The following is a 13,213-nucleotide window of genomic DNA, read 5'->3' on the forward strand; positions in this document are numbered from 1 at the left end:
ATTAGAAAATGGAGAGTGCTTGAGACACCGTCTATAAAGGTCTTACTACTCGCAGTGCCATCGCTAATTGCCTGTTTGAATGTGTAAAGAGGTATACAGTTTCCGTGATGGTCCAAGTAGAGAGGTTATAGAGATTTCCTGTATTATACTGTTTTTATTATTCCATTCTTTTTTACATTTCCAAAATGTTCTGCTATATTATGAAACTGATTGGCCCTATCGAAAAATAGCGTGCATATGATTTTAAAAAAATGCTAACGTTAAACTTTGCTAGAGCTCTTTTGCACAAAGTATATTAATCAGGTTGGGCAATCAATTTAAGACGAAATACTATGAAAAATAAGGAGGCTTTACTATGAATTTCGAGATGCTTGAAGGAGAGTTCTGGTTCGGTGGGTATGTTCATGAGGGGATCAATCAACCAATTGATGAAAATAGCCACTATGAAATTGATTTGCGTTTAAATCAGTCGCCAAATCAGGCTATGCCTTTATTTTTGTCGACAAAAGGTAGATATGTGTGGGGCGATCATGGATTTAAAATCACGTTTAATCACGGGATGATTGATATCGAGGGGGATGTGACTGTCCTTGAAGGGTTTAATAACCTAAAAGGTGCTTATGTACAGGCGATGCAAACACACTTCCCATTCAAAAATATTACGCTAGATCTAGCCTTATTTAAAAATCCAATCTACAATAGTTGGATTGAATTGACATACCATCAAAATGAACAAGACATATTAAAGTACGCTCAGACGATTTTGGATAGTGGTATGCCTCCTGGTGTTCTGATGATAGATGATGGATGGACGGATTATTATGGGAGTTGGGTTTTCAGTAAAGGAAAGTTTCCGAATCCCAAACAAATGATTGAAAAGCTTCATGAGCAAGGCTTTCATGTCATGCTATGGGTGAGCCCTTACGTAACGCCAGATACGTTACAATTTCGTGAATTAAGGGATTTAGACTTGTTGATCAAAACAAAAGAGGGTAAGCCATTTATGTTAGAGTGGTGGAATGGATTTTCGGCTGTACTCGACTTTACCAACCCGAAAACAAATGACTGGATGGATGAGCAATTAAACAATCTTGTGGAGCTTGGCGTAGATGGTTTTAAATTCGATGGCGGTGATAGTCTATTTTATGATAATGACAATGTCGTGTATAGTGATGCTACACCTGATGAGCAATCATTATTATGGGCTCAATTTGGCGAGAAATATACGTTAAATGAATACCGGATTACAGCTAAGGCTGGTGGAATGTCACTACTTCAGAGATTAGCCGATAAAGACCATTCGTGGGATGAAGGGGGTATTCCTTCCTTGGTGCCAAATAGTCTATTGCAAGGAATCACGGGTCATCCGTTTTGCAGTCCGGATATGATTGGCGGAGGTCAATATTTAAACTTTATTGGATTAGAAGACAGTGCCTTAGACAAAGAACTTTTTATCCGGCATAGTGAGATTGCTTGTTTAATGCCGGCAATGCAGTTTTCTGCAAATCCATCGAGGGTTTTAAATAAAGAGGAATTTAGTAAGGTATTAAACACAATCGAAATTCGCAAAAAGTATCAGTCGATTATCGAGCAGCTAGTTATTAACGCGAAAGAAACTGGCGAGCCGATTCTCCGTTATATGACCTATGAGTTCCCAAATGAGCCTGTTGAAGCAATAACGGACCAGTTCATGCTAGGAAGTGACATTCTTGTTGCACCAGCCGCTGAAAAAGGGATAGAAAGCAGAAGTGTTTATCTGCCTAAAGGAAATTGGAACTATAACGGAGAAATGATAGTGAGTGAAGGAGAATATAAACTATTCACTTGTGCACTAGGTCATTTAATTGTAATAGAAAAAATTAAGTAATCAGAAGATACCGAGGCTAAAAGAATTGTAAAGTGATTTCCTTATAGTTTTAGGTGAAGAGTAAGAAGACTATTTATTCGAAAGATAAATAGTTTTTTATATAAACGTAAGAAGCTTTATTTTTTTAAGGAAAAGTTTTTAGTATGGTTAAGTTACAGAAGGGGAGGTTGTTAAGATAGAAATGAAAGTGTATTCAATTATTTTTGCACTAGATAATTTTAACAACATTCTAAACTCGCAATTACAAGCTGGGTAAGGTCCAGATAGTATTGAAGCTGGGTTTGAGTCATCGGGGCGAGTCTTTATTCATCCTAAAGAGGCCAAAGATGGCACTCCATATTGGATGAAATTATTCAGGAGGGGAGGGTGATGAAATGAATATAAGAAAGCTGTGGGAGCACGAGGCACCACCTTTTGAGCTGTTACTACTAGCAGATCCGTCTCGGGAACTGGTGGAGGAGTATTTGGCAATCGGGGAATGCCGCGTTGCCGAAATGGCGGGCGACATCGTGGGCGTTTATGTGCTGGCGAGGTTGGATATGGAAACGATGGAGATTATGAATATCGCGGTGGATGAACAAATGCAAGGACAGGGGATTGGAAGGAAGCTGATTGGTGATGCGATTCAAACTGCGCGAGAGCTTGGCTATCAATCGCTTGAAATTGGAACGGGTAATTCGAGCATAGGTCAGTTGGCGCTTTATCAGAAATGCGGGTTTCGAATGGAAGGTGTTATAAAAGATTTTTTCATCGACAATTACGATGAAGCGATTTTTGAAGATGGTATTCAATGTAGGGACATGGTTCGGCTTGCAATGGAATTGTGATTTCGTTCTGCCATTTTGTCACAAATACGTCGGATGACAAATTGTAGGTTTCTTAGTAATCTGATAGTAACGTGTTGTGAAGTTCTTGTGAGGAGGATGGCAGGGTGAAACGGATTTTTATCGTGCTTTTTATCGTTAGTATGATGGCTGGCTGCTCGAATGTGTATAGCGCAGAAGAAGGGTATCGAATGGCGGTTATCAATCATGGTTTTCCGGTTCCGAAAAATGCTAGTGAGATTCGACCTGAAATATGTACGACGGAAATTGCAAAGTCGGCGAAGTATAGATTGAAGGATATTGGTGGCGAGCAAGGTGAACCGCCGGCGCATTATTTGGCGGAGATTGAGGAGTGGGGATGGACTGAGTTGGTAGATCAACGAGTAGGTAATGTCCATTACTATGAAAAAGAAGGTAAAATCATGTCGCTTGTATTTCAAAAAAATATTTTTGATGTGTTTGAAATGAGCGACGAAGTGAAGATGTGAGGGAATCCATGTGATGTGGGTTCTTTTTTTTATCAATAAGAAAGTAGAAGTTTTGAATGAAATACAAAAGGAAATATAATTGAAACAAAGGATTCTTTTTATTTTTGAAACTTACTATTCTACCAATCCGTAGTAGTAGAAAAGGGGGGAGTGCGATGAGTTGGCGAAAAATTATGCCTGCAATGCTATTACTAGTTGTTCTGTTGTTGCCAATCCATGCATTGGCAGTCGATTTTATGATACCGGAAGTGACGATTGACGCGTACCTGCAGTCAAATGGAGATGTCGAGGTGACAGAAAGGCATACCTACGTTTTTAAGGGGGAATTCAATGGCGTGACCCGTGAATTAATTCCTAAAGAGGGAGCGGAAATTGCTCAGTTTTCCGCTACGGAAAATGGCAAGGGCCTGACAGTTGAATCCGAGAACGGTCTTTATAAGATTTTTCGTAAAGGTAGAGATGAACGAGTGATTGTTGAACTACGCTATCAGATTCGTAACGCTATGGAAAAATACGAGGATGGTGCGCAGTTTTACTGGCCGTTTTTCGACAGGCGCAATGAAACGACTTATGGTGATATGAAGATTTTTATTCATCCACCAGCGATTGCGGACGAAGTGCTTTACCTTGGTTATGATGCTGCGTATGATAAGGCGGTGCTTGAATCGGGTGGTGTTGTTGCATTTTTGATGAGAGAAGTTTGGGCTGGTAACAATGGAGATATTCGTGTCGTCTATGAACCGAGCTTATTTCCGACGATTGCTGAACGTCAAGGGATGATCCGGCCCGAAATGATTGCAGAGGAGAATCGTTTGGCGGAAGAAGAGGCAAGCTATGTTGCCAAGCAACAAAGAACGGAGGCGCTTGGGAGTGTAGGCATCCCGGTAGCTAGTGGGCTGCTACTCACTCTCTTTAGTTTTGTAACTGTTTTAGCTAGGCGTAAAAAGCGAGAGGCGCGCGAGGAAATCGGGCATTCTGGTAGCGTAGTCCCGGTTCAGAGAATGAGTATCCCGGCGACAATTTCTTTTACAAACGGGGGAGTGCATACTTCTGAAGCGACAGCGGCGGCTCTTCTGGATTTAGTTCGTAACGGATATGTGGAGCAACTGACAGATCAGAAATTTAAACTGATCAGTCGCAACGTAGCCCATTCCCATGAAAAAGTACTGATTGACCTTTTGTTCAACGAAATTGGAAGTGGCACCCATTTTGAAATTAGCGATTTAGAAAAGTATACGAAAATTGAAAGGAATCATCTGACCTATAGGCAGTCGATGTCATCTTGGAAAGAAGCTGTTGCGGAAGAAGTGAAGTCGCGAGAGTTGATTGAGAATCGAACGAAATTTCGTTTGGGGGTTGCTTTTCTAGGAGTCGTGTTTGGCTTAGCTACATTCCAGTTTGCCATGTATGGTTCATTCGGGCACACGGTGGTTGCGGCTGTTTTTACGTTAACAGCTTTGTTATTTGCGATGTTTTATCAACCGAAAAATCAACGTGGTACTCAGATTATTGAAGAGTGGCGACAGCTGCAGGGGATGTTTAATAAGTTTAATTTGGATGAATGGAATCGACTTTCGACGGAGGATAAGTTCCGCGCCTATACGTATGGGATTGGTGTCAAAAATAAAAATTTTGATAAGCATTTTAGTGAATTTGCTGATTCGGAAAGGCGGACTGCACGTAGGGATTCAACTTCAGGGTCCAACGATTTTGTATTCTTCGAGCCCATGCTCATTTCGTCATCTTTCCAGAGTGCGAATACGGCCGTTAGCACAAGTGATTCCTCAAGTTCCTCATCAAGTAGCGGTGGAGGTACGGGAGGCGGGGGTGGCGGATCAGGGGCTTTTTGAATAAGATGAAATTAATAGAAGACGATTATAAAAAAGGAATCCAAATTAGGATTCCTTTTTTACGTTATTACTCGCCCAAATCGACGTTATGATAAACCTGTTGAACATCTTCTAAATCGTCGAGTGCGTCAATCATTTTTTCGAATTTTGCTTGTGCATCAGCATCTAGCGTAACGTCATTATGTGCCAGCATCGTTAGCTCGGCGACAGTGAATTCTGTAATCCCGTTATCTTTGAATGCTTGTTGGACAACATGGAATTGGTCGGGCTCGGCGTAGACGATGACAGCACCCTCTTCTTCCAAAATGTCACGGACTTCGACGTCTGCATCCATTAATAGTTCAAGCACGTCGTCTGCTGATTTGCCTTCAATGCCGATAACAGCAGTGGCGTCGAACATATAGGAAACACATCCACTGACGCCCATATTACCATTGTTTTTACCGAATGCCGCGCGTACTTCTGATACAGTGCGGTTGACGTTGTTTGTTAATGTATCGACGATGACCATTGAGCCATTCGGGCCAAAGCCTTCGTATCGCAATTCGTCGAAGTTTTCTTCCGCGCCGCCTTTTGCTTTTTCGATAGCACGGTCGATGATGGCTTTTGGAACACTATATGTTTTTGCGCGCTCGACGACAACTTTGAGCGCTTGGTTTAGTTCTGGATCAGGCTCGCCTTGTCTAGCTACGACATAAATTTCACGCCCAAATTTTGCGTAAATACGGCTCGTATCCGCATCTCTTGACGCTTTCTTTTCTTTAATATTATTCCATTTGCGACCCATTGAATTTCACTCTCTTTCGATTGAGCATAGATTTACTAGTGTTATTATACATCAATTGTATGCGCATAGACGAGTGTGAAATTCAAAAAATAGGCTGTTGGGAGATTATTATAGGCTGACTGCGGTTGGATAGTTTCAACGATTCGTCGTACAGTTCAGCGTCAGGGTCGCCGAGTTCCGGTAATTCGTCGTACGGTTTGCCCGGGGTCGGATAGTTTTTACGATTCGTCGCCCAGTTCTGCGTCAGGGTCGCCGAGTTCCGGTAATTCGTCGTACGGTTTGCCCGGGGTCGCTCAGTTTCTACGATTGATCGTCCGGTTCAGCGTCAGGGTCGCCCAGTTCCGGTAATTCGTCGTACGGTTTGCCCGGGGTCGCTCAGTTTCAACGATTCGTCGTACAGTTCAGCGTCAGGGTCGCCCAGTTCCGGTAATTCGTCGTCCAGTTTGCCCGGGGTCGCTCAGTTTCAACGATTCGTCGTACAGTTCCGCAACAGGGTCGCACAGTTTCTACGATTCGTCGTCCAGTTTCCACAATCCATCCCCGATCATGCCAACAACAGTGCATCCAAATCCAAAATGATAATCTCTCGCTGCTCATTTTGCATAATCCATCCGGCGTTTTCAAAATCAGTAAGCTTCCGACTTATTGTTTCAGGCGTTGTGCCGAGATAGGAGGCTAGGTCTTTACGACTCATAGGCAAGGTGACATCACTGCGCTTTTGCTCCTCGACTAAATCAGCGAGGTAGATGGCGACGCGTGTTTCAGTCGATTCCATGGCGATACTGGCGGCTTGCTTTTCTGTTTTGGCTAACCGTGTGGAAAACTCAGACAGTACCTTCAATGCAATCGCCGGATATTTCAATAAAAACTGTTGGAAATTATCGCGCCCCATGACGCATAGCTCGACGGACTCTAATGCCTCTGCATAAGCATCATGGACGGATTCATTGAATAACGATAGCTCACCTGTAAAATCACCAGGTTCTAATATGCGAACTAATTGTTCTTTACCGTTGTCCGACAACCTATAAATTTTTACACGGCCTTTGTGTACGATATATAGACCATCTGATTTGTCACCTGCTTGATAGATAGTGTATCCTTTCTTGTGCGAAATAGAACGGGATTCCTTGACTATCTCTTGCATTTCATATGGATCTAAATGATTAAAAATAGGCACGATTGAAATACATAGCTTTTGGCTCTCTTGTCCGCACTCCGTATGATGCTTTTTCATATCTGCCATTTTCAATTACACCTCATTCCGTTACTAGAATCGGTTCCGCTTGTTGGCTTTCCGACTTTCTCTTAGTATACCGGATTAACCGGACGGCGTTGAGGATGACGATGAGTACGCTTAATTCATGAATAAGCATGCCGGATGCAAGAAATACTTTTCCGAGAAGTACGCCGGCGAGTAGCAAGACGACCGTGCCGACTGCGAAAAATGTATTTTGTTTCATATTCCGGACAGTTGCTTTGGCAAGTGAGTAGGCATGAGAGAATTGATCTAATCGGTCTGCCATGAGTACGACATCGGCTGTCTCCATAGAGATGTCTGTACCGCCTTCACCCATTGCCAATCCGATATCTGCCGTTGCGATGGCGGGTGCATCATTGATGCCGTCTCCAGCCATTGCGACTTTGTGACCAGCATCTTTCAGTTTTTGTATCATAGCGACTTTGTCTTCTGGAAGTAGCTCGGCATGTACTTCATCAAGACCGAGCTGTGCAGCAACGAGTTCCGCAGTGTGACGGTTGTCACCTGTTAACATAATGATTTTTTTCACGCCACTCGCGCGTAATTGTTGGAGTGCCTGTGCGGCTTCAGGACGAATTCTATCGGCAATGGAGAGAATACCCGCTACTTTGCCGTCAATACTGGCAAATATAGCTGTATTACCCGCTTTTTCGCGCTGTATCGCATAGGCTTCGACAGATTCTTCGATACGAATTCCTTCGGATGCCATCAATTTACGGTTACCGATGGCTAGTAATTTGCCGTCAATACGGGCACGTATACCGTTTCCTTTGATGACTTTAGCATTTTGGGGTTCATTGACTATAGACAGGTTTCGTTTCTTCGCTTCTTTGACAATTGTTTGGCCGAGATGGTGTTCTGATATCATTTCAGCCTCCGCGACAAGTCGCAATAAATGATCGGGATCTCCTGCGAATGAATGGATGTCTGTCACTTCAGGACGCCCGCGTGTCAGTGTTCCTGTTTTATCAAAAACAACGGTGTCGATTTTGGCGAGCTTTTCCATAATGTCACCGCCTTTAATGAGGACGCCGTTGCGTGCGCCATTACCAATCCCGGCGACGATAGAAACAGGGGCGGAGATGACGAGAGCACCTGGACAAGCAATGACGAGGAATGTGAGTGTCATTTCGATGTTGCGTGAAAAAATATACACAATTACAGATAGAACTACGATAGTCGGTGTGTACATATTGGCGAAGCGATCGAGGAATTTCTCCGTTTTCGACTGTGACTCTTGTGCTTCTTCGACAAGTTCGATAATGCGCGCAAAAGTTGTATCGTCGCCGACGCGATCAGCAATGACTTTGATGAACCCATTATCTAAGATTGTGCCGCTGAATACGCGATCATCAATTGTTTTAGAAGCAGGGACGGATTCGCCTGTAATAGCGGCCTCGCTTAGTATTGCTGTACCTGTAAGGATGTGACCGTCAACCGCTACTTTTTCGCCGGAGCGGATGATGACACGATCGCCTAGTTCGACGTCATCTACTGAAATGGTTATTGTTTCACCGTCACGAATGACTGTCGCTTCAAGTGGCGCCATATCGACTAAAGCTCTTAGGGAAGAACGTGTTTTTTCTAGTGTCCGTGCTTCGAGAAAAGCACCGAACAGGAATAGAAATGTCACTGCCGCTGATTCAACGTATTCGCCGATGAATAGTGCGCCAATCACTGCAATCGTGACTAGCAGTTCAATGCTGAAAGCTTTCATGCGCAGTGCTTTAAAGGCTTTAATCAGTATAGGTGTTCCAGCAATGACGGTTGCTACAATGAGAACCGCCTGCCTCCAGTCATGGAAGCCGGCGATGTGTAGCCCAATTGCCGCAGCAAGCAATAGACCTGAAATGGCGGTAATATGGGATGTGTGTTTGGTATTCATGTGAATCACCCCTCTTATGAAACTTTTTGTGAAAGTACAGGATAACCGAGGCTAACGATGATACGTTTGAGCTCATCCACTTGGATAATACTGTCGTCGAACTGTGCACGAACCTTTCCGGAGTGGAACAAAACTTTTGCATCACCTATACCGTTGACCTTATAGAGTGCACTTTCAATCTTCTTAATGCAAGATGGGCAACTTAGTGGCTCTAAACCAAATACGACTTTTTTCATTTTTCTCATCCTCCAGTTGTTGTTTTCCTTCTGTCTTTAGAATAAAGCGTTTGGAAAGATAAAACCTTGACGTGCATCAAGAACAGCAAACTTGTTGATGGGAAATAGTACTGTATGAAGATAAAGTTAAAACAATCTTATTCAGGCAGATGAACTGCAATATGCTTCGCAAGAAAACGGTCGAAATGGTGTCACAGGGAAAATGATGTCCCATCATGATGAATAATCCTTTTTCTTCCGAGGATCCTGCATTATACTATTAGTGAACGTTTAATCTCTCATCAAGAAAGGAATTAGACACATGGAGCTTATTTATAAGGGCAAGACGAAAGATGTATATAAAGCAGAGGGCAATAATGTTCTCTTGAAATTCAAAGATGATGTAACCGGTGAGGACGGCGTTTTCGATCCAGGTGCTAACACAGTTGGCTTAACGATTGAAGGTGCGGGGAAATCTGGGCTTCGAATGACGAAGTTTTTCTTTGAAAAGATGGCGGAGCAAGAGATCCCGACGCATTACGTTGCGGCCGATCTGGATGAGGTGACGATGACCGTAAAATCGGCGACTGTGTTTGGTAAGGGTCTTGAAGTCATTTGTCGATACCGCGCTGTGGGTAGTTTCTTACGTAGATATGGTGCTTATTGTGAAGAAGGACAGGCGTTGGATGCTTTTGTAGAAGTAACATTGAAAGATGACGATCGTAATGACCCGCCGATTTCACAAGATGGACTTGCGCAGCTTGGTCTTTTAACAGCAGAGGAATATGTGACGCTTGAAGCGTTAACGAAACAAATTTCTGGCGTTGTGAAGGACGAGCTTGCAGCGAAGGGTCTTGAGTTGTATGATATTAAACTTGAATTCGGACGCGATGGAGTCACAGGTGATGTGATGCTAATTGACGAAATTTCTGGTGGCAATATGCGCGTCTACAAAGACGGCGTTTATATTGCGCCGATGGATTTAGAAAAACTAGTACTGGCGTAAATGAAAAACCGCTGCTCATTCTACAATATGTAGGATGGGCAGCGGTATTTTTATCGACTGCAGCATAAATTTTAGAACAACCGCCACTTTTATGCATAAAAAAATGAATGAAGACCATCCTCCCTAATGGAAGATATTTCGAGGAGGAAATTATATTGAAGCAAAAAGTTGTCGTACCCATCCTATTAGCTACGCTTGTCATCGCTAGTGGATGTAGCAGAAGCGCAAGTCAGAAGCTACCAGTAAGCGGTGAGAATACGAAATCGGTTGTCGCACCCATTATGAATACGGAAGGTAATGAGATTGGCGAGGTCAGTTTTGTGGAATCTGGAGATGGCGTGACCATTCGTATTGAGGCGGAGGGTTTACCGCCTGGATCGAAAGGTATTCATGTTCATGAAACAGGCGTCTGTACGCCCCCAGATTTCGCGTCGGCAGGCGGTCACTTCAATCCAACACATAAAGAGCATGGCTTTGAAAATCCAAAAGGGTTCCATTTAGGCGATTTGCCCAATATCGAAGTCGATGCCAATGGAAAGGTGTCGGCTGAAGTGACAACTGCCGAATTTACGATGAAACCAGGTGCTACAAATTCAATTTTGGATAGTGACGGCAGTGCACTCGTCATTCATGAAAAAGCAGACGACTATAAAACAGATCCATCCGGTAACTCGGGTGTGCGGATTGCTTGTGCAGTAATCAAAAAATAACAAGCCCATCCTGGTGTCCAGTGACTGGCGCATTCAATGGGTTAAATAAATGTCTTACCACACATTAGATTCAGCAAAGGATTCATCATTTCGACAAAAAATTCTCCGTATAGTACGGTTGTGATTTTTCGTTGAAGGACACGCCTGTGCCGAGGTGACTGTAAGTATCTAACAGGATATTTTCACGATGGCCGGCGGAGTTCATGAGACCTTCGTGTGCGAAGATGCTACTGGATTGACCGTAGGCAAGGTTTTCGCCGGCGCTACGATATGTCACGCCGTCATCGTTCATCCGATCGAATGGAGACTTGCCTTGTTTGTTTTGATGGCTGAAATAGTCGTTGTCTGCCATATCGATACTATGGTCGCGTGCTGTTTCTGCGACCCTATCTTCCCACTCTAGGGAAGATAGTCCATGACGGACGCGAGCAGCGTTTGTTAAATCGAATAGTTGTTGCTCAAATCCATCACGAAGTTGTGGATTACCGCCGGCGTAAATGCCGGTTTTTTTCTGTTCTAAAGTGGTGGCGATGAGTTGGATAGCCGTCACTTTGTCATTTTGATGTAAATCATAAAAAACGTAGGTGTATGTATCACCTGATTGAAAAACGTCAAATCCTTCGCTTTCTTGCAGTACATAAATATTCAAGCCTTTACGAATTTCTTTGATGGGTTCGCCGAATGTCTCGCGTACAGCCTTTTTTGAAGAACCATACTTGATACCAGAAGTCGATGAGATAAGATCATCGTTCGTGTAAATGGCATTCACTTGTTTTTTATCGTCAAATGAAACCATGACGAAATTTTGATAGCCATTGTGATAGGTTAACCATTCTGAGCCATATTCGTTCAAAGAGCGGCTTTTGGGTTCGCCGAGCTCGGCGGTTACTTGTGCTTCTGGACTACCCAGTTCGATATTGTGGATAGAGAGCTGGGTATTCACTGGTTTATCCAACACGGGCTTTTCTACTTCAGGGATAGTTTCCTGTGCTTCTTGTGTTTTAGAAGTTAGATAAAAGACAGCTTTGTCCGCGCCGTTGGCAATATAGCGGATTGCTGTGTCCATAGATTCTCTATTCAAAAGGGACCCGATCTTTTCATCGACAGGTTCGAGAAAAGAGATGTCGACGTAGCGTGAGACGGGTTGTTCCCATAATGGCTTTGCGAGATACAGTGCAGCAATGAATAGAATGAACAAGAATAATCGTTTCATGGAATCGCCTCCTAGTTGCTATTGTAACCTGCTAATGTGCGATGAATACAGCGAGAACACCATTGTTGGAAATAATTACTGTATCTGAATTCAGCTACAGCCTCCCGCTTGATTGATTTATAGTGGTAATAATATTATCCGCATTTCCAGTCCTTGAAGAAAAACGGTATACTGGTAGAACAACAAATGATCGGAGTTTGGATGGTATGACTTTATCGAAAAAAATGATCAATGCACAAATGATGGATTGCAATGCAGACTTATTTAGATGCCCGGTTTGCTTATCAGAGATGACCATGGTGGATAAATCGCGGCTTGTTTGTATGACTAATCACTCCTTTGATTTATCGAAAAATGGTTATGTGAACTTGGCGCCACAAGCGCATGTGACAAAGTATGATCAATCGCTGTTTGAGGCAAGGAAAACGGTGATGACTAGCGGATTTTTTGATGGGGTCTTGGAAGCGCTAGTTAGTACGGTCGAAACGCATGCACATGCGGTTATTCTCGACGCAGGTTGCGGGGAAGGATCGCATTTATCGACGATTGTTGAACGGCTCACGGGTGATGTAACGGGGGTCGGCATTGACCTATCGAAAGAAGGGATTACAGCCGCTGCGAAAGAGTATCCAGGTTTGATTTGGAGTGTGGCGGATCTCGCGAATTGCCCATTTCAAAATGACAAATTCGATGCGATTTTAAATGTTTTATCGCCAGCAAATTATGGGGAGTTCACTCGTTTGTTGAAACCGGGTGGGCTGTTTGTTAAAGCGGTACCGGAAAGTGGTTATTTAAAAGAGCTGAGAGCTATTTTTTATGAAGATAAAGGCCAGAAGGATGACGCGGATCCAGTGGCACGAGTCGCGGAACATTTTGATGCGGTTAGCACGGAGAGGGTTACGTATACTTTTCCGTTAGCTGAAGGACTTCTTGCGCCGCTTATTCAAATGACGCCGCTGACTTGGGGAGCAAGTGCGGACAAGATTGAAGAGGCGCTACAGATGGCTATTTCCGAGATAACGATTGATTTCACGATTATTTCTGGCGTTAACAGGGAGGGTACGGGCCAATGTTTGGTGGAATGAGTAGTGTACCAGGCTGGTTTTA

12 protein-coding genes are annotated in these 13,213 nt (G+C 43.5%); 7 read left to right on the forward strand and 5 right to left on the reverse strand.

The window, feature by feature from the left end; genetic code table 11:
- Nucleotides 1-355 precede the first annotated feature (355 nt).
- The 4 genes from R2B72_RS16130 to R2B72_RS16145 all read left to right on the forward strand — a co-directional run bounded on the left by R2B72_RS16130 (nt 356) and on the right by R2B72_RS16145 (nt 5,029).
- Nucleotides 356-1,867, forward strand: a complete 1,512-nt coding sequence (locus tag R2B72_RS16130; protein ID WP_318617788.1) for a glycoside hydrolase family 31 protein — start codon at nt 356-358, stop codon at nt 1,865-1,867.
- 374 nt (nt 1,868-2,241) lie between these two features.
- On the forward strand, nt 2,242-2,694 hold the full coding sequence (locus R2B72_RS16135; protein ID WP_318617789.1) for a GNAT family N-acetyltransferase: 453 nt from the start codon (nt 2,242-2,244) through the stop codon (nt 2,692-2,694).
- Between the two features lie 104 nt (nt 2,695-2,798).
- The gene (locus R2B72_RS16140) at nt 2,799-3,179 is read left to right on the forward strand and encodes a hypothetical protein (RefSeq protein WP_318617790.1); all 381 of its coding nucleotides are present in this window, start codon (nt 2,799-2,801) and stop codon (nt 3,177-3,179) included.
- A 155-nt stretch (nt 3,180-3,334) separates the two neighbouring features.
- The gene (locus R2B72_RS16145; RefSeq protein WP_318617791.1) at nt 3,335-5,029 is read left to right on the forward strand and encodes a DUF2207 domain-containing protein; all 1,695 of its coding nucleotides are present in this window, start codon (nt 3,335-3,337) and stop codon (nt 5,027-5,029) included.
- Between the two features lie 67 nt (nt 5,030-5,096).
- On the opposite strand, the gene R2B72_RS16150 is transcribed toward R2B72_RS16145, so the two are convergent.
- From R2B72_RS16150 to R2B72_RS16165, 4 genes are all read right to left on the reverse strand, one after another.
- Nucleotides 5,097-5,816, reverse strand: coding sequence for a YebC/PmpR family DNA-binding transcriptional regulator (locus tag R2B72_RS16150; RefSeq protein WP_318617793.1), 720 nt, complete (start codon nt 5,814-5,816; stop codon nt 5,097-5,099).
- A gap of 544 nt (nt 5,817-6,360) precedes the next feature.
- Nucleotides 6,361-7,062: a Crp/Fnr family transcriptional regulator gene (locus R2B72_RS16155; protein ID WP_318617794.1), complete on the reverse strand. Its 702-nt coding sequence runs from the start codon at nt 7,060-7,062 to the stop codon at nt 6,361-6,363.
- Between the two features lie 13 nt (nt 7,063-7,075).
- Nucleotides 7,076-8,962 carry a cation-translocating P-type ATPase gene (locus R2B72_RS16160; protein WP_318617795.1) on the reverse strand — a complete coding sequence of 629 codons (1,887 nt, stop codon included), beginning with the start codon at nt 8,960-8,962 and terminating at the stop codon, nt 7,076-7,078.
- A 14-nt stretch (nt 8,963-8,976) separates the two neighbouring features.
- Complete coding sequence (locus R2B72_RS16165) at nt 8,977-9,198, reverse strand: heavy-metal-associated domain-containing protein (RefSeq protein WP_318617796.1); 222 nt, start codon at nt 9,196-9,198, stop codon at nt 8,977-8,979.
- Between the two features lie 301 nt (nt 9,199-9,499).
- Between R2B72_RS16165 and R2B72_RS16170 the strand changes: the two genes are divergently transcribed.
- Both R2B72_RS16170 and R2B72_RS16175 read left to right on the forward strand, forming a co-directional pair.
- On the forward strand, nt 9,500-10,183 hold the full coding sequence (locus tag R2B72_RS16170) for a phosphoribosylaminoimidazolesuccinocarboxamide synthase (protein WP_318617797.1): 684 nt from the start codon (nt 9,500-9,502) through the stop codon (nt 10,181-10,183).
- A gap of 155 nt (nt 10,184-10,338) precedes the next feature.
- Nucleotides 10,339-10,893: a superoxide dismutase family protein gene (locus tag R2B72_RS16175; protein ID WP_318617798.1), complete on the forward strand. Its 555-nt coding sequence runs from the start codon at nt 10,339-10,341 to the stop codon at nt 10,891-10,893.
- Between the two features lie 85 nt (nt 10,894-10,978).
- On the opposite strand, the gene R2B72_RS16180 is transcribed toward R2B72_RS16175, so the two are convergent.
- Nucleotides 10,979-12,106 carry a CAP-associated domain-containing protein gene (locus R2B72_RS16180; RefSeq protein ID WP_318617799.1) on the reverse strand — a complete coding sequence of 376 codons (1,128 nt, stop codon included), beginning with the start codon at nt 12,104-12,106 and terminating at the stop codon, nt 10,979-10,981.
- Nucleotides 12,107-12,312: 206 nt separating this feature from the next.
- Here R2B72_RS16180 and R2B72_RS16185 point away from each other — a divergent pair, with 206 nt between their 5' ends.
- On the forward strand, nt 12,313-13,191 hold the full coding sequence (locus R2B72_RS16185; protein WP_318617800.1) for a methyltransferase domain-containing protein: 879 nt from the start codon (nt 12,313-12,315) through the stop codon (nt 13,189-13,191).
- Nucleotides 13,192-13,213 lie beyond the last annotated feature (22 nt).

Origin of the sequence: Sporosarcina sp. YIM B06819, assembly GCF_033485175.1 — a bacterium.
Classification (GTDB): Bacteria; Bacillota; Bacilli; order Bacillales_A; family Planococcaceae; genus Sporosarcina.

Bases quoted from the DNA above. Each gene is read 5' to 3' on its own strand.
- R2B72_RS16130 (WP_318617788.1), top strand. From the start codon at position 356: ATGAATTTCGAGATGCTTGAAGGAGAGTTCTGGTTCGGTGGGTATGTT.
- R2B72_RS16135 (WP_318617789.1), top strand. From the start codon at position 2,242: ATGAATATAAGAAAGCTGTGGGAGCACGAGGCACCACCTTTTGAGCTG.
- R2B72_RS16145 (WP_318617791.1), top strand. From the start codon at position 3,335: ATGAGTTGGCGAAAAATTATGCCTGCAATGCTATTACTAGTTGTTCTG.
- R2B72_RS16150 (WP_318617793.1), bottom strand. From the start codon at position 5,816: ATGGGTCGCAAATGGAATAATATTAAAGAAAAGAAAGCGTCAAGAGAT.
- R2B72_RS16155 (WP_318617794.1), bottom strand. From the start codon at position 7,062: ATGGCAGATATGAAAAAGCATCATACGGAGTGCGGACAAGAGAGCCAA.
- R2B72_RS16160 (WP_318617795.1), bottom strand. From the start codon at position 8,962: ATGAATACCAAACACACATCCCATATTACCGCCATTTCAGGTCTATTG.
- R2B72_RS16165 (WP_318617796.1), bottom strand. From the start codon at position 9,198: ATGAAAAAAGTCGTATTTGGTTTAGAGCCACTAAGTTGCCCATCTTGC.
- R2B72_RS16170 (WP_318617797.1), top strand. From the start codon at position 9,500: ATGGAGCTTATTTATAAGGGCAAGACGAAAGATGTATATAAAGCAGAG.
- R2B72_RS16180 (WP_318617799.1), bottom strand. From the start codon at position 12,106: ATGAAACGATTATTCTTGTTCATTCTATTCATTGCTGCACTGTATCTC.
- R2B72_RS16185 (WP_318617800.1), top strand. From the start codon at position 12,313: ATGACTTTATCGAAAAAAATGATCAATGCACAAATGATGGATTGCAAT.